The organism is Winogradskyella sp. PC D3.3 (genome assembly GCF_054366245.1).
Window position 1 is genome coordinate 3214789 of record NZ_CM135962.1, and the last position, 17356, is coordinate 3232144.

The 17356-nt window shown below is 32.6% G+C and carries 16 protein-coding genes; 11 read left to right on the forward strand and 5 right to left on the reverse strand.

Translation table 11 applies throughout. The annotated features are described in order from the left end of the window. Positions 1 to 224: 224 nt before the first annotated feature. From ACXGSQ_RS14170 to ACXGSQ_RS14205, 8 genes are all read left to right on the forward strand, one after another. Positions 225 to 470, forward strand: a complete 246-nt coding sequence (locus ACXGSQ_RS14170; RefSeq protein WP_458626805.1) for an ArsR/SmtB family transcription factor — start codon at positions 225 to 227, stop codon at positions 468 to 470. 187 nt (positions 471 to 657) lie between these two features. After that, on the forward strand, positions 658 to 1260 hold the full coding sequence (locus ACXGSQ_RS14175) for a short chain dehydrogenase (protein ID WP_458626806.1): 603 nt from the start codon (positions 658 to 660) through the stop codon (positions 1258 to 1260). 386 nt (positions 1261 to 1646) lie between these two features. Next, positions 1647 to 2078: a MarR family winged helix-turn-helix transcriptional regulator gene (locus ACXGSQ_RS14180; protein WP_458626807.1), complete on the forward strand. Its 432-nt coding sequence runs from the start codon at positions 1647 to 1649 to the stop codon at positions 2076 to 2078. Positions 2079 to 2127: 49 nt separating this feature from the next. Beyond that, positions 2128 to 3285: an MFS transporter gene (locus tag ACXGSQ_RS14185; RefSeq protein WP_458626808.1), complete on the forward strand. Its 1158-nt coding sequence runs from the start codon at positions 2128 to 2130 to the stop codon at positions 3283 to 3285. After that, positions 3282 to 4028, forward strand: coding sequence for a DUF4405 domain-containing protein (locus ACXGSQ_RS14190; RefSeq protein WP_458626809.1), 747 nt, complete (start codon positions 3282 to 3284; stop codon positions 4026 to 4028). Before ACXGSQ_RS14185 ends, ACXGSQ_RS14190 begins: the two co-directional genes overlap by 4 nt. Positions 4029 to 4032: 4 nt before the next feature. Then, complete coding sequence (locus ACXGSQ_RS14195; RefSeq protein WP_458626810.1) at positions 4033 to 4758, forward strand: siderophore-interacting protein; 726 nt, start codon at positions 4033 to 4035, stop codon at positions 4756 to 4758. 95 nt (positions 4759 to 4853) lie between these two features. Then, positions 4854 to 5081, forward strand: coding sequence for a hypothetical protein (locus tag ACXGSQ_RS14200; RefSeq protein ID WP_458626811.1), 228 nt, complete (start codon positions 4854 to 4856; stop codon positions 5079 to 5081). 505 nt (positions 5082 to 5586) lie between these two features. Continuing rightward, positions 5587 to 6585, forward strand: a complete 999-nt coding sequence (locus ACXGSQ_RS14205; protein ID WP_458626812.1) for a lipoate--protein ligase — start codon at positions 5587 to 5589, stop codon at positions 6583 to 6585. Between the two features lie 129 nt (positions 6586 to 6714). On the opposite strand, the gene trhA is transcribed toward ACXGSQ_RS14205, so the two are convergent. From trhA to ACXGSQ_RS14225, 4 genes are all read right to left on the reverse strand, one after another. Further along, positions 6715 to 7341: a PAQR family membrane homeostasis protein TrhA gene (gene trhA / locus ACXGSQ_RS14210; RefSeq protein WP_458626813.1), complete on the reverse strand. Its 627-nt coding sequence runs from the start codon at positions 7339 to 7341 to the stop codon at positions 6715 to 6717. A gap of 2 nt (positions 7342 to 7343) precedes the next feature. Continuing rightward, positions 7344 to 8039 (reverse strand): DUF4294 domain-containing protein, encoded by a 696-nt coding sequence (locus tag ACXGSQ_RS14215; RefSeq protein WP_458626814.1) that lies wholly within the window; start codon positions 8037 to 8039, stop codon positions 7344 to 7346. A 185-nt stretch (positions 8040 to 8224) separates the two neighbouring features. Next, positions 8225 to 11872 carry a M1 family aminopeptidase gene (locus ACXGSQ_RS14220; RefSeq protein WP_458626815.1) on the reverse strand — a complete coding sequence of 1216 codons (3648 nt, stop codon included), beginning with the start codon at positions 11870 to 11872 and terminating at the stop codon, positions 8225 to 8227. A gap of 25 nt (positions 11873 to 11897) precedes the next feature. After that, positions 11898 to 12788 (reverse strand): ABC transporter ATP-binding protein, encoded by an 891-nt coding sequence (locus ACXGSQ_RS14225; RefSeq protein ID WP_458626816.1) that lies wholly within the window; start codon positions 12786 to 12788, stop codon positions 11898 to 11900. A 220-nt stretch (positions 12789 to 13008) separates the two neighbouring features. On the opposite strand from ACXGSQ_RS14225, the gene ACXGSQ_RS14230 reads away from it, so the two are divergent. Both ACXGSQ_RS14230 and ACXGSQ_RS14235 read left to right on the forward strand, forming a co-directional pair. Further along, positions 13009 to 14097: a M42 family metallopeptidase gene (locus tag ACXGSQ_RS14230; RefSeq protein WP_458626817.1), complete on the forward strand. Its 1089-nt coding sequence runs from the start codon at positions 13009 to 13011 to the stop codon at positions 14095 to 14097. 51 nt (positions 14098 to 14148) lie between these two features. Next, the gene (locus ACXGSQ_RS14235; protein ID WP_458626818.1) at positions 14149 to 14709 is read left to right on the forward strand and encodes an NUDIX hydrolase; all 561 of its coding nucleotides are present in this window, start codon (positions 14149 to 14151) and stop codon (positions 14707 to 14709) included. 320 nt (positions 14710 to 15029) lie between these two features. On the opposite strand, the gene ACXGSQ_RS14240 is transcribed toward ACXGSQ_RS14235, so the two are convergent. Then, positions 15030 to 16007, reverse strand: a complete 978-nt coding sequence (locus ACXGSQ_RS14240; protein WP_458626819.1) for a helix-turn-helix transcriptional regulator — start codon at positions 16005 to 16007, stop codon at positions 15030 to 15032. Between the two features lie 89 nt (positions 16008 to 16096). Here ACXGSQ_RS14240 and ACXGSQ_RS14245 point away from each other — a divergent pair, with 89 nt between their 5' ends. Further along, complete coding sequence (locus ACXGSQ_RS14245) at positions 16097 to 17353, forward strand: flippase (protein WP_458626820.1); 1257 nt, start codon at positions 16097 to 16099, stop codon at positions 17351 to 17353. The last annotated feature ends 3 nt before the right edge of the window (positions 17354 to 17356 follow it).

The window sequence follows — 17356 nt, forward strand, 5'->3', positions numbered from 1 at the left end:
TCAGGTATCAAACTTTAAGCTTACCGAAAGTTTCGTGCTTCGAAATCGCCTACTTTTCATTTACTAAACGTTGGGAACAAACTAAAAAAACATCGAACTTCAAACAAAAACACGAATTCATTTTTATATATCGAAAATTATAGATGGGTTTACATCATGAATTTGAAGATAGCCACAGAAATTGGTAAATGTTTATCAAACCAAATTAGATTTCAGATTATGGAATGGCTGAAAGAACCAGAATAAACGTTCCACCATACAAAACATTAAAGCATTACAATGATGGTGTTTGCATTACTTATATTCAAGAAAAAACGGAATTATCTCAATCTACAATTTCAACTTATCTGACTAATAATATGGAAACATGCAGCCTTTTAATATCAACAAGACAGGGAAAATGGTCTTATTTAAAAAGGAACGAAAAGACAATTAAGGAATTTACAGATTTTCAACATAAAAAAATTTAGACTATGCAAATATTTGAACTTCATTAGAGGACTTTTAATAACGATAAACTGTGATTACTACAATGCCATTCCTCCATTTGTAACCAATTTACTTTGGAGCGTGATTACTACTTAAATCATTTACAAATTGAGAAATAAAAAGGAAACTTGTAACAAAACTCAATGTTTAACTTAAAAAATACAAACAATGAAAATTTTAATAATTGGAGGAAATGGAACAATCGGAAAAAGGGTCGTTTCCCATTTCAAAGACAAGAACAAAATACTAATTGCTGGACGAACCAAAGGAGATGTGACTGTTGATATTGCTGATAGTAGTTCAATAAACTCTATGTTTGAAAAGACTGGAAGGTTAGATGCTATTATTTGCATTGCAGGCGAGGCAAAATGGGATGATTTTGATAAACTTACCGAAGGTGATTATTATATCGGACTGAAAAGTAAACTAATGGGACAAGTTAATCTTGTACGTATTGGACAAAATTATCTAAATCCAAATGGTTCAATAACTTTATCTACAGGAATTTTAGCAGATGACCCAGTTGTAAAAACAGCGAGTGCATCAATGGTAAATGGGGGAATCCATAGTTTTGTAAAAGCGGTTGCACTGGAAATTGAAAACGGAATTAGAGTAAATGTAGTTTCTTCCGGAATGGTCGAAGATGCTTATGAAAAGTACAAAGATTATTTCCCTGGACACAATCCGATACCAATGAAAAAAGTAATTAACGGATATGTAAGAAGTGTAAACGGAAAAGGAAATGGCGAAATAATAAGAATTTACGACTGAAACAAAGCCTGTTGCCAACACCTAAGATAATCCATTGCTAGTGCTGGCTTACTTACGAAAACACTAGCGGATTTTCTAGCTGGTTTTTATTTGCTAAATTAAGTACTTAATCATGCACAACAACGTTAGGGATAATACAGTGAAATTACCTACAGAACACACTTTTTGTCAAAAAAATACTAAGTATAAGAACTTAGAATGGCAATAACAAAGTGAGATTGCATTCAACTTTAGATTATAAAACACCTAATACGGTACATAAATTATCAGCTTAAATCAATTTTAACCTATAGCCATAGTTTAGGATAAGACAGGAAAAAAACACTCCTAAATAGAACATATTAAGTTTTTTTGACTAAATTTGTTGACTAATCAACATTATTAAAATGGAAAAGTTTGTATTTACAGATTCGGTGGGCTATTTAACAACCACTATTTCTAGAATATTACAACAAAAGTTACAGGCTAGATTTAAAAACACAGGTCTTAATACAACTCCTGAACAATGGCGTTTATTAGTTTTAATTTCTAATGAAGGAGAAATGAATCAAAGCAGACTTGCTGAGTTACAACATAAAGATAGAGCTGCTATAAAACGATTAATAGATCATCTTGAAGTAAAAAAACTAGTAATTCGAAAATCGGGACAGGATTCAAGATCATACATTATTACACTAACTCAAGAAGGTAAAAAGGTGGTTCAAGTTTTTAATAAAGCCTCTAAAGAAACTGTAAAAGAAGCGCTTAGTTGTTTTACAGAAACAGAAGCAAAAAAATTAAATCTACTTCTTAATAAATTACTGAATAATATTAGTTAAAAAAATTTAACTCAACTGTTGACTAATCAACATTTGTAAAGAAACAAATATGAATAATAACAAACCCTTAGAAATAACGTTGCTGTTGGCAAGTATGCTAACCATGTTAGCTAACGCAATCATTGCCCCTTCTTTGCCCGCAATAAGTAGTGCCTTTGACACGGTAGAAAATGTTGAAGCTTTAACAAAATTAATGCTCACACTACCGGCTCTAACCATTGCTATCATAGCTCCTTTTGCTGGACGCATTATAGACAAACAAGGTAGAATCAAAGTTTTAGTCGTTTCTTTAGTTATTTATACACTTGCAGGAACTTCTGGGCTTTGGCTCAATGATTTATATCTCATATTGTTAGGTCGTATTATTTTAGGTCTTGGAGTTGCTGGTATTATGACGACCACTACTACCTTGGTTGGTGATTATTTTGAAGGGAAAAAGCGAGAACATTTTATGGGTTTACAAGGTGCATTTAATGCTCTTGGCGGGTTACTTTTTATTCCTGCCGCAGGGTTTTTAGCAGATATTAATTGGCACTACACATTTTTGGTATATGGCTTTGCTTTTATTGTTTTACTCTTAGTTCCTTTCTATTTACACGAACCTAAGCATCACCTAAAACACATAGAAAACGAATCCGATTTAAAGGTAGATAACCAAATTTGGCTTGTATATATCAGTTCGTTTTTAACGCTGCTTTTCTTTTATATCATACCTGTTCAGCTTCCTTTTTTATTAAATACCTTTACTGGTGTTAGTGCCAACTTAGTAGGTGTAGCCATCGGAACAATGATGATATCTTTAGCAATTTCTGCCATGCTTTCTAAAAAAATAAGACAACAACTAAGCTTTTTAAGTATGTATATTTTAGGGTTTATATTGATGGCTTTGGGATATCTTATTATAGGTTTTAGTTCAAGCTATCTTATGGCAATAGTTGGTGTTATCGTAGTTGGTTTTGGTATAGGTTCGCTTATCCCTAATGCTAATTTGTGGATCATGACTTTAGTGCCACCAAAACAGCGAGGAAAATACATTGGTAAATTAACAAGGTTTAATTTTTTAGGAATGTTTATGTCACCCATAGCCATTCAACCTATACAAAATGTCTTAGGGCTTCAACACAGTTTTATAGCGGTTAGTGGGATTTTATTAGTGCTTTCCATTATCTATTTTGTGATAACAAAAAACATATCCAAAACACCATGAAAAAATCAAAAAAGAATACAGGAAACGTCAATAAAACACGTGGGATTTTAGATTTGTTTTTCTTTGTCTTAATGATTCTTGTACTAATTCCACAAAGTACTGGAATAGCTATACATGAATGGTTAAGTTTTATCATCTTATTACCTTTCTTCTTGCATCTAATAGTAAATTGGAATTGGATTGTTACCCATTCTAAAAAGCTATATAAACGAAAACTAAAGTTTGATTACTTTTTCAATTGGCTTTTATATATAGTAATGTTAGTTGTTACACTTTCTGGAATTGTTATTTCTGAAGCTGCCTTACCTTCAATGGGTATTCATTTTAAAATCACTCCTTTTTGGACTATGATACACAATGCTTCTGCAAGTTTATTCATAATTCTTTTAGGTATTCATTTGGCTTTACATTGGAAATGGATTGTAAATACCATTAAAAGGCTACACTTTATATCGGATTTTCATCATCTAAAACAATTGATAAACATCCTTCAAAAACACAAAACAACACTTTTAGTACTGGTCTCTATAAGTGCTATCCTTTCATTAAGTATTTGGCTTATCGGATTTACAAATTGGGCAGAAAATATAAATAGTACTCAAAACAAAACCACAGATTCTCAACAACTACCCAAACAATGGTTCATCTATGTATTGCCATTGGTTAAAGTAGGCGTATTGCTTTGCGTTCCGGCTGTTTTAACCAGACTCATTATTAAAATAAAAACAAAATTTAAAAATTAACAGTATGGCTCTATTAGAAAATATAATGAAAACAATAATGGATAAAGGAGTAATTATATCTAAAGAAAAACTCTCCGAAAGTGTTTATAAAATTCAAATACAAAGTGAAGCTGTAAAAACGATGGACTTTGTACCTGGTTGTTTTATACGTTTAGGTGTGGGCATTGGTAAAAAAGCAAACTCAAAAAAGGATATGGTCAGAAGCTATTCTATTTGGGATATCGATAAAGATTTAAACACCTTTAGTCTTGCCATAGCTACGCATAGCAATGGAATTGGTGCACTATGGGTGGAAGACTGTACGGTTGGAGACAAAGTTTATTACAAAACCAAAACGGGCAAATTTACCGTAGACAATTCTGCAGATAGCTATGTAATGATTGGAGATTTATCTGCATTATCTCATTTATACACTATCAATAGATATTTATCCGAAGATAAAGAGATAGAAAGTATCATTTACAACAAAAACATTGCAGAATTATATTCTGATATAAACAACAATACCCCTTTCAACTTTTACGGCTTAGAGGAGAATAACACGAAAGAAATAATAGCTCAAATCAAAAATGTAATCCCCAAACTTAAAGGTGAAAAGATGGCTTATATTGCTGGAGACAGTAGAGTGTGCATTGCCATAAACCAATATTTAAGAAACGAATTAAAATGGAATACCAAACAAATTAAAACGAAACCTTTCTGGAATCCTAAAAAAAAAGGCTTGGAATAAAAAGGCCCATACCACTAACAATGTAAAAAAAGAATAGCTTGTTAGACATTATAAAACGCTCACTCTAAATAATAAAACCATACCAATAAAAACATATGCTTTTAATAAACGAGCATAAGATTTTTGGTGATCAAAAAATGTTGGTTTTCGAAAACATATCCGTTTCAGAAATTGCTTTCCATTTAGGGTTTGAAGATGCTTCTTACTTCGCAAAACAAAGCACAAACAAAGCCAACCATTCTACAGTACAGCCTAAACAAGACATAAAATCCGTTTCCAAATTCAACAAACCAGTGCATCACATCAAATCAATTATATCCTAAATCCCTCCCCCTTTTTTAAGTAAAACAACAGAAATCAAAAATACAGGTTATAGCATGGTTATAGCGTGCTTATAAAATGTTTATAATAATCTTATCGTAACCTATATCAAGGCTTTATTCGTGATGTACACCCCATAAACACTAATAATATATATAGTAGCCTTACCCTAAACCATAAAAAATTAGCCTTCTCATAAAAAAAACACAAGACTTACACTATTAGCATTCGATTACACATTCAAATACAGCATAAAATAAAGGTTAGATTTTTTTTAGCATGTTCTCAAAATGAACACATTGAAATCAATAACTTTAAAAATCAAACATATAACACTGAATTTAAAGCACATACAATTCACAAGTTTTCAATAATCACAGGTGTTGTTTATGGCGAGTCCCCACCGTTTCATCTAATGAAAATGCAACACCATATTAATCTAAGCAGCATAATAATCTACCTACACATTTTTTTTATATTTGTTTGCTCTGAAACGAAACCAAGCTTATGATTTTTATAGATAATGAAGGCCATACTAACCCTAAATTAAATTTAGCATTAGAAGAGTATGCCCTAAGGCATTTTGATGCTTCTACCGATTATTTATTGTTTTACATCAATGAGCCTTCTATTATCATTGGGCGAAATCAAAACACCTTAGAAGAAATTAACAAAGACTATATCGATGAGAATAACATCCACGTGGTCAGACGTATTTCTGGAGGTGGAGCTGTGTATCATGATTTGGGGAACTTAAACTTTAGTTTTATTACCAATCACGATGGTAAAAGTATCAGTAACTTTAAAAAATTTACAGCACCAGTTATTAAAGTATTGAATTCGATGGGCGTTGCCGCCGAATTAAAAGGTCGTAATGATATTTTAGTTAATGAAAAGAAAATCTCTGGAACAGCTCAGTTTTCTACAGGAAAACGCATGATCAGTCATGGAACCTTATTATTCGATACAGACATGGGGGAAGTCGTTAAAGCCCTTCAGGTTAAAATGAGCAAAATACAATCTAAAGGTCATAAATCCGTAAGAAGTCGCGTGGCTAATATTAGCGAGTTTTTAAAGACACCGATGTCAATGGCAAAATTTAAAAAGGAATTACTAACTGGCTTATACGAAGCCAGTGAACCTTTTGAGACCTATAAATTAACTGAGGTCGAATGGAAAGCCGTAAAGCAACTAAAAGCCGAAAAATATGATTTATGGGATTGGAATTTTGGTCGCTCACCTAAATTTAATATCCAACGGAATAAACGCTTCCCTATAGGAGAAATTGATCTTCGTATTTTTGTTGAAAAAGGTCATATTTCTGATCTTAAAATTTTCGGAGATTTCTTTGGAAGATCCCCTATTTCTGATCTTGAAAACCTACTCATTGGTGTGCCTTATGACAAACATGAAATTAGTAAAATACTAAATCATGTGTCCATTGAAGATTACTTTGGAACCATAGATAAGTCCGACTTTATTAACCTTGTTTATGGGAATGATTAAAGTACTATTGTAATGTCTTAAATAATTGAATTAAACGTTTCTATCAGCCCAAATCGACTTCAACAGAACTTAATAAAACGCAGGTTCAAATCTTGCTACACAAAAGCGAAGCAAACCTAAAATAAAGCTTTAAATCACATATAGATATATCATAAAAAAGTGGCAAATGGCTCCTCCCAAAACAAACAAATGCCAAATCACATGATTATACGGTATTTTCTGAATCACATAGAAAATAATACCAATCGTATAAAACAAGCCACCTGCAAACAACCAAAGGACTCCATTGGGTCCAAGAGCTTCTGAAACATTTGAAAAATCGAAAACAATTAACCAACCCATAACCAAATACAAAAGGGTTGAAAAGACCTCGAAGCGTCCTGTAAAGAAGAGTTTTAAAATAACGCCAAAAGCCGCAATGCCCCATACAATCCAAAATAACAGCCAACCTAAGCTATCGGTAAGTAAAATTAATAAAACGGGAGTATATGTCCCTGCAATGAGCAGATAAATACTAACATGATCCACAATTCTAAAATAGTGTTTGCGCTTCTCCCCTTCTACGGCATGATAAAATGTAGATGCTGAAAAAAGAATGACTACAGAAAGTCCGTAAACAATAACACTAAATAAGCTCCAAGGAGTTACACTATCTGCTTTTAATATGAGCAAGACTAAAGCTACAATTCCCAAAAGCGCACCAAAACCATGGGTCCATGCATTAAGTTGTTCTTCGAGTTGTGTTTGAATACGCATAATTAATCTTTAAGCTTAGAATTTATTTTACTTTTAGATTGAGACCATTTATTTAAAGCGTCGTAAAAATCAATCTCAAAAGCTGGTGCTTGTCGTTTTAATTGTTCGTTTTGAAACGCACGTTGCAGAATATCTTCAATTAAATAGTCTTCCTCTTCATCAATAGGACTGAACTCTTTCTTTAATGAAATATCAAACAAACTCGCTGTACTATTAAACCAAAAGGCACGCCAACCACTCCGTAATTCCTTAATAAGATCAAAAGTCGTTTTTCCGGTTTGTCTGTGAATCAATTTCACCAAAATCTGACCTTCGGTTTTAGTCAGCTTCTTTAGTTCTTCTGAAAATTCATCTTCAATATAATTCTGAATAATCTTAGCATAACGCTTTTTATCGCGTTTGCGCTCCAATCCATCTAATCGCTCTTGTAAGGCCTCTAAACGTTCGGCTGCTAACTTAGCATAAGGATACACTTTTAAGGTTTTTCGTCTCAAAATAATATACCGAATCCGTGCGGCTCTATCTTCAAATTTTAAATTAGGTAATACTAAAACTTCATTTAATTCCACTGAAGTTACAGGAATGGAATCCCCTTCAATATACATGTAGTGCACTTCTGTTGAATCTTGTTTCACAGGGTCTTCTTGCGCATTTAGCACTACTGAAAAAAACAACACTATATAAGTAATATACTTCATGAATTATACTTAGGCTAAAATCGTTCTAAAGTTATAGGCTTAGTAATTTCAAAATTAATAATATTTAAAGTCTATAACCTAAAATTCGTATTAATATTATACAACGTATTTAAAAATCACCAAATTAAAAGACCTTTCAAATTTAGTATATCTGAAAGGTCTTATAATTTAAAACGGAAGCTATTTTAGAGTTTCTTACGGTTGTCGCTAGAATTTCTATCAATTAACTTATTATAAGGATCTACACCAACTTCTGTTGGTTTCTTATCTACAATAATTGATATTTTATTATCAATAGCAGTAATTTTATGCTTCTTAAGATACAGTTGCTCTTCTTTCATTTTTCCATCTACATCTTTTTCGGTAAACACACCTATATCAATATAATCTTGAAGTGGCAACGACAAAATCGGTTTCGTTTTTCCTTCAGGCAAATACGAAATGGAATCTCTCCCTGTTTCAGAAAATAATTGTTTTCCTTTTTCGTCATTTCGGTATTTACTAACATCAAACTCAATATCCACTTGATATTTACCATTGTCTAATTCGGTAAACGTTGCAGTCTTAATTCTATTGTCATAAACCGTGATGGTTTCAAACATATCTTTAATCACATACTGTAAACTATCTGGTGTTACCGCTTTAATATGATTCACCATATCAATAGACGTGGTATAAGGAGGCTGTTGAAACTTCACTTTTTCAACATAAGTTTTTAAAGCTCCATTTAATACATCTTCACCAATATAGTCGCTAAGCGCATAAAACACTAGAGACCCTTTTTGGTAACGAATATACCCTTGTCCGTCATTATACATCAATGGCTTTTCGCGCTTACGTTCAAACGTTCTTCTTAATAAATAATCATCTAAAGATTTTTTCAAGAACTTACGCATTTGGGGTTTTCCTAATTCTTTTTCAAGAACTTTTAAAGCTACATATTCTGATAAACTTTCAGATAACATCGTTGCTCCTAAAACATCGGCTCCAATGACTTGGTGTGCCCACCATTGATGTGCAACCTCATGTACTGTGATTGCATAGGTATAATCGATTCCACCGTCTTCACTATCATCGACATCTGCAATAAAACCAGTATCTCCACCAAAGGGAATAGTATTAGGAAATGATTGCGCAAAACCACCACTAGGAAATTCTACAATACGCAATTGTCTGTGTTGATATGGACTAAAATTCTCGCTGTTATATGCTAACGAGGCTTTCATACCATCCATCATTCTATCCAGATTATATTCATGACCTTCATGATAGTAAATTTCGAGACTTACGTCCTTCCATTTATCTTTTTTTACTTTATACTTGGCGGAATTAAAAGCATAGAAATTTAAGATTTTACTATCCATTTTATAATGAAAATAGCGTCTACCGTCTTCTACCCATTCCTTTTGAAGGTATCCAGGAGCAATAGCAATTTGATCTTCACTAGTACTTACTGTAGCTTCAAAATCAATCCAATCACTATCTTTAGAAATATAAGTATTCCCTAGTGCTGTTGAATCTGAAGGCAAAGGTTTTAATTTGTTTGGAGGTAAATCATATTTTTCACGGGTTTTATCATCCGTAAGCTCTCCACCATTATAACCTAAACTAGGAAACAGTTGCATGTTATTAATGAATGTTCCGTTTTCAATAATTGGCGAATTAGAAACCAAAAACGTATTTGGTTTGTTTTTAACCGTGAAATTTAAAGTCATGGAATCTCCTGGCATTAAAGGTTCTTTCAACCTATAAATATCAAAATTGTAAAGCGTATCTTCTAAAACCAAAGTATTTTCACGATTAAATTTAAACGTACTTGGATAATCATTATGATTTAAGAAAATACTATCAATAGCAGTCTCGGTCTTGTTAACCATGGCATATTCTCCAGACGATTCAAAATTACGATCATTAATAAATAAATCCATGTTTACTTTTACGCCGACTATACGTGGCTGTGCATAGTCTTCATATTTCTTATATGTTTTTTCCCATTCAACAGTCATTTCTTCAACTTCCTTAGAAGAATAACGATCATTATTAATGTTAGTGGCATTATAAATGGTATATCCCATGCTGAAAAACCCAGCTAAAAGCACCACAAAAGCAATCGCCATTGGTGTTTTTAATCGCGATTTAGCAATCGATAAACGCTCTCTAAATGAATGCGGCAAACCACGTACCCAAAATAACGCTGCAATAAGCATTAGAATTAAGCCACCAAGGACCCAATAGAATTTATACGTTAGATAATTAGACAATGAATCACCATAACCATTCATATCATTAAATCCGAATCCAGGACCTTCGTTGTATTTGAATACCGCTTGTTCTACACCAGCCAGAGTTAATAATGGAATACCAATAACTACAACTAACAATACAAATAAACCTAAGTAAGGGTTTCTAATCACAGTTTGAACCGCTAATGCTAAGAAGGCCCAAATCACATAATTAATCAGTTTTAAACCGAAGAGTTCTTTTATATATAAACCAATTTCAATATCGTAATACCCTTTATACAGTTGAAACAAAATACCTGAAACCATAATAACGGTGAGCAATAGTATTTGCATTTTCACTATGGCTATAAACTTAGATAAGAATAACGACCAGTTGGGTATAGGAGTTACATCCTCTAGTCCATTAATATTGGCTATTTTACTTCTATTGACTAACATACCTGCATATAAAAATGTACAGATATTAATGGCAAATACAAATTCTCCACCACCTTGCAACATTAGCCAAGTTCTAGGATATGTTGATGTTCCAAATGGATTACCAACATCAACCAAGACGATAAAAATCACAATAAGTCCGACTAATACAATACTTAAAAAAGGCCAACTCTTCACGATATATTTAAACTCTACATTAGAAATTTTCCATGTGGCTTTTAAGTTCTGAATAAAAGAATAATCATAAGTTACTTTTGGTAAGTTGATTTTTGTAATACCTCCAAAATTTCGTTTTATAGAACGCTCTCCTTTTACTTTTTTAAAGAATGAAAAAGACATTGGATTTTGGCTGAAGGTGAAAAATTTATAGACCAAACCAAACACCAAACTAGCTACACCCAACCATATCAATCGGTTATAAAGTATCACTTCTTTAATAGGAATATGTAATTCGTTTTGTTCGTAAGCAGTCCAATACTGTGTGTAATAGTTAGAAGCAGAGGCTCCAAACGGATCTAATAATGCTGCTAAATAACGATTATCTGGATCAGATAATAAACTTTCTGTAACTCCTTGAACAAACAATAACAGTATAACAGTAATAAATCCTGCAGCAATATTTCTAGTAAAGGTTACGACTGCAAAAACAATAGCACCAAACAATAGAATATTAGGCAGTATAAATAGCCAATAAGAATCGAAATACGATTTAGCATCAAAAGGAATAATCAACTCAGAATTGGTACCTGGCAACCTAAAACCGATAAACATACCAATTCCAATAGTCATAACAATAAGTGTTACCACGACAATAGCACTAAAAAATTTAGCAAATAAATAATTGGCTTTTGTAAACGGATAAGAATATAAAATGGAATGCATTTCACTTTTAAAATCCCTATTAATGGAGGCACCAATAATGGATGGAAATAAAAAGAAAATAAAGATAGTCAGTCCATTAAACAAATTGTTGACTCCAATTGGAGAATTCACAATCCTTGCAGAACTTGTTGTAGCTGTAATACTATCAAATATTCCTGCTGTAGTCGCAGCCATAAATAATGATAACATAAAGAAAATAGCCATATAAATATAAGTCGCTGGTCGTTTTAACCAGTACTTTAATTCGTAAAAAAATATTGTTGAAAACATAGATGTACTTTTTTTAGGTTTAAAATTAAACAGCACTTACGGGTTCGTCTTGTTTTAGTGCTATAAAGTACACATCGTCTAATTGCGGTTCTATAGATTTAAAATCGTCACTAGGTTGGCTATCGCTAAAAACACGGATATTAAGTGAGTTATCTTCATTATAATTAGACGATAATAAATTGTATTGTGCTTCGTGTGCTTCTAAATCATCTCTATCAATAATCTTAGTCCAAATACGACCTTGTAATTCTTGTCTTGCTTGAGATGGCGTGGCTTGTTTTAAAATACAACCACCATTTAAAATGGCCATATCGTTACAAAGCTCCTTTACATCTTCAACAATATGTGTTGAAAATATGACCGTACAATTGGTACCAACTTCACGAAGCACATTAAGAAAACGATGACGTTCTGCTGGATCTAATCCTGCAGTTGGTTCATCTACAATAATTAATTTTGGGTTGTTTAATAATAACTGTGCAATACCAAAACGTTGTTTCATTCCACCAGAATAACCAGCCACATGTTTTTTACGCATATCATATAAGTTGGTAATATCTAATACTTCTTTTACTAAAGCTTGTCTGTCGGTCTTTGAACTGATACCTTTTAAGGTTGCAAAATAATCTAATAAGGCTTCTGCTGACATTTTTGGATAGACACCAAACGATTGCGGTAAATAACCTAAAACTTTTCTCAAAGCCATTTTATCTTCTAAAACATTAATATCACCAAACATTATAGATCCAGAATCCGGACTTTGTAATGTAGCAATGGTTCGCATTAACGACGATTTCCCTGCGCCGTTTGGTCCTAAAAGACCAAACATCCCTGTTCCAATTTCAAGATTCAGATTATCAATAGCTTTTACACCATTTTTATAAGTTTTAGTAAGGTTAGTTATAACTAATTTCATGTGTTTAAGTTTATTTGTTTTCTAATGGTCACATGCAACATCCAATTAATAATTTGAATAATTATCAAATTTTTGGGATGGATGTTTCATCGTTTGCATTTAAGTTTAAGATTATTGTTGTATTAGTGTAAAAATAGCAGAATTTGTTACAAAAAATTTTCAAAAGGCATTAAAAGCTTAGGAAATCCTTTTATTTTTACAGAAATTCAAAACATATATTATGGCTTCAAAAAGCATACTTAATAAAAAATCACTCGATTTCCTCGAAAAATATTTAAATAACGCGTCACCTACAGGTTACGAATGGGAGGGACAGAAAATCTGGATGGATTACCTAAAACCATATGCAGATGAATTTATCACAGATACTTATGGTTCTGCAGTAGCAGTAATTAATCCTAAAGCAAAATACAAAGTGGTTATTGAAGGACATGCCGATGAAATTTCTTGGTATGTGAACTACATTTCTGATAACGGTTTAATTTACGTGATTAGAAATGGAGGAAGTGATCATCAAATCGCTCCAAGTAAAATTGTGAATATCCATACTAAAAATGGCATCGTAAAAGGTGTTTTTGGTTGGCCAGCAATTCATACGCGAAATAAAGCCAAAGAACAAGCACCAAAACCAGATAATATTACCATCGATGTCGGAGCAAAAGACAAAGAAGAAGTTGAAAACATGGGAGTTCATGTGGGCTGTGTGATTACTTATCCGGATGAATTTCATATTCTAAATAACGACAAATTTGTTTGTCGTGCTTTAGATAACAGAATGGGTGGTTTTATGATTGCTGAAGTGGCACGTTTATTAAAAGAGAATAAGAAGACTTTACCATTTGGACTTTATATTACCAACTCTGTACAAGAAGAAATAGGCTTACGTGGTGCTGAAATGATTACCCAAACGATTAAGCCAAATGTGGCTATTGTCACTGATGTAACACACGATACCACCACTCCAATGATTGAGCAAAAAACACAAGGTTATGCTGAAATCGGAAAAGGACCAGTCATCGCTTATGCTCCTGCTGTTCAACAAAAATTACGTGATTTAATCACGGATACAGCTGAAGAAAAGAAAATTCCTTTTCAACGTGCCGCACTTTCTAGAGCCACAGGAACTGATACTGATGCTTTTGCTTACAGTAACGGAGGTGTCGCTTCTGCTTTAATTTCATTGCCTTTGCGTTACATGCATACCACAGTAGAAATGGTGCATAGAGACGATGTAGAAAACGTGATTAAATTAATTTATGAAACGTTATTGAAAATAGAAGACGGAGAAACGTTTAGTTATTTTAAATAAACTTATTTAAGACCTGTTAGGTTTTGAAAACCTGACAGGTCTATTTATTTTATGGACGAAATTCTAGACATCGTTGACAAAAACGGTAATCCAACTGGCACAACAGCTTTAAAATCTGAAGCTCATGCCAAAGGTTTGTATCACAACACCATTCATTTATGGTTATTTACCAATAAAGGCGAAATTCTTTTACAACAACGCTCACACAAAAAAGTGATTTATCCACTGCTTTGGGATGTCTCTGTCGCTGGACACATAAACGCTGGTGAAACTTTTATTGAAGCTGCTCTACGAGAAACTAAAGAGGAAATCGGATTACAGTTAGAACCACATCATCTAAAACATATTGGTGTTTTTCTTCATGAAACGCGTTATGCTGATGGTCAGATTCAGGACAATGAATTTCATCAGGTATATATCGCTGAATTGCATGTTGATTTAACAGATTTAATAATACAAGAGGAAGAAGTTGAAGCCTTAAAATTAGTGTCTTTTGATGAATTTGAAGCTTTATTAGAAGAAAGCGAAAACAATAATCATTTTGTGGCTAGCAATTATAATTATTATCTTAAAGTACATAAGGCCATACAAAACCAAATACTAAAGCTGTAGTAATTAATACTTCTATTTAAATAAAAACCCCAACCTATTCGGTTGAGGCTTTTTCAGCTAGTCACGGTTGAAACTATTACCCCATTGTAATTAATAAATAGCGATCCCTACATCGTATTTTGTGGTTTCAAATCGTAAATATTTAATAAATCTAGAATTCAATTCTCTTAAGAAAATCTTCCTAACTATTAGCTTGGTCAAAAATAACCCCGAAACAGTCAAAATGTGTCTGTTTCATATTTATAAAAAGAAAGCTATACTAATTTATAAAAACAGATAAGTCCTCTTGAATTCACAAAGCCCCTTAATTAAAAAAGAATCTAATTATAGTAACTCAGCATTAACTGCAAATGATGCTTAACATAAGCTTTAACATGTAACGGACTAACCACCTTCACCCAAAGGTTGTATTTTAAGATTTCCATTAAGAATTCATAATTAGGCTCAACATACACTTTTATTTCACCCCAAATATTAGGGTTTTTATAGTCTAAATTTTGTGTATCAAGTTCTTTCGGACGTGTTACGATTTGCTGCGATTGATGTAAAGGATTGTTTTCTAAATACTTATAATGATGATTAGCTACGGCGATATGAATCCATTCTGCTTTTATATCCGTTTTTAAAATGCCTATAACATTTTTAAAATAATCCCTTGGACTAAAATCTACTGGTTGTTTAACTTGCTGTTTACTAATAGACAGATTTTTAACTCTATTATCTAAACAAAATGCGTATATTCCATAGTTCTCGTTATACGCCATTAAATACCACGCTTTATTAATTTCTTTAATGTGCAAACCTTGAAAAAAACCAGAGATCGTTTTAAAGCTATCATCGTACCAGCCGTGATAGGTTATTTTAATTAATAGGCGCTGCTCTATAGCGTGAATTAAAGGTACCAAATCCACTTGCGAGCTCAACGAACTGCGTGCTGTGGTCACATACGTTTTCCATGCATGGGCATGGTGATGCAAAAGATAGAGTTCTGTTTTTTCGTAAATTTCTTTTAAGGCTTCACTAATTTCATAACCATCAACATAATAACCGTAATTACGCTTATGTAAAATAATAGCTTGATAATAGGATTTAATTTTATCCAAATCGCGCTTAATCGTTTTTTGACTGTGAAGATTCAGCTTATCGTAAAGCGGATCGTCCATATTATCGGCACGCAACTGATCTAAAGATCTTTGTAGATCTTCCAAAGGGACATACCCATTTTTTTCAATACCATAAACTTTAGGGTTTGAAATTATACGTAAAATATAATAGCGACGAAGAAACTCTGGAGTCATTAAATAAATTGAAAAACGAATGTAATAATAAACTTTGAAATGACTGAAAGGAAATGCTTTTTATATCTTTGAGCACCCAAATATGATTCATGGCATCGGTCTTTAGTAAAAAGGATTTTATTGCAACCAAGTGGTTTACATTAGAAAAACTAATACAACTTATTACAGGTGTCTTAATTGTTCCACAAATATTCAGTTTATTAGGAACAGTAGATATAGGAAAACTCAAATTTGTTGAATCAATATTAGGCATGCTTACTCCTTTATTTTTTTTAGGCTTATCTAGCATCTGTATCAGAGAAATTGTATTTCATCCCAAACGAAGTCAACAAATTTTAGCTACTGCATTTTACCTTCGTCTTATAAGCTGGATTGTTATTTTAACAGGAATCCTTATTTATTTTTATGTCTCAGGAAGTAGTCCTTTAAAGGGATTGTATTACATCATAACTATCAGTTATCTTTTTAAGCTTACCGATGTTTTTGAATATTATTTATTGGCAAAAAAACAGACAAAAATCATATTCCTGAGTAAAATAACGAGTTTAATCATTATTGTGTTTTTACAATATTATGGAGTTAAACACCAACTAGATGTCTATTATTTTGCCAAACTTATTGTCCTCGATTGTTTTATTCAAGGCTTAATTTACACACTCATTTTAAAGTATAAAAAACAATTTTCATTTCAACACAGGACCTTTTCTTGGCCTCTAGGAAAATCATTATTAAAAATGTCGTTTCCTTTAATCATCTCCAATAGTTTAGTTATGTTTTATATCACAATTGACGAGCTGTTTTTAAAATATTTTCTAGGAGATCATGCCAATGGCATCTTTGCTACCGTTCAATTTTTAGTGATTGCTTTGAGTTGGAACATCGGATTTTCGATCATCAACGCACTCTACCCTTCTCTCGCAGAATCCTTTCAAAACAACAGGCAGCTTTATATCAAAAAAATAAGAAGGTTATTAATTATTATGTGTGCTTTGGCCATACTCATTGGTGTCCTATACACGCTCTTCGGGAATGCTATTTTAAGCACTTATTTTACAGAGAGCTTTGCCGAAGCTAAAACCCCTTTATTAATATTCTGTTGGGCTCCCCTCTTTGTATTTATAGGAATGATTTACGAAAAACACCTTATCAATACAAACGACCTACAAAAAAACGTATACCGATTCATTCTAGGCTGTATTGCAAACGTTATTCTGTGCTACCTACTCATTCCTATTTGGCATGTTACCGGAGCTGCTATTGCCGTTTTAACAAGTCACTTTATCACTAACATAGTCTATATTTTTTTAGACTCTAAAAGCAGAAAACAACTCTTGTCTCTTTTTTAATTA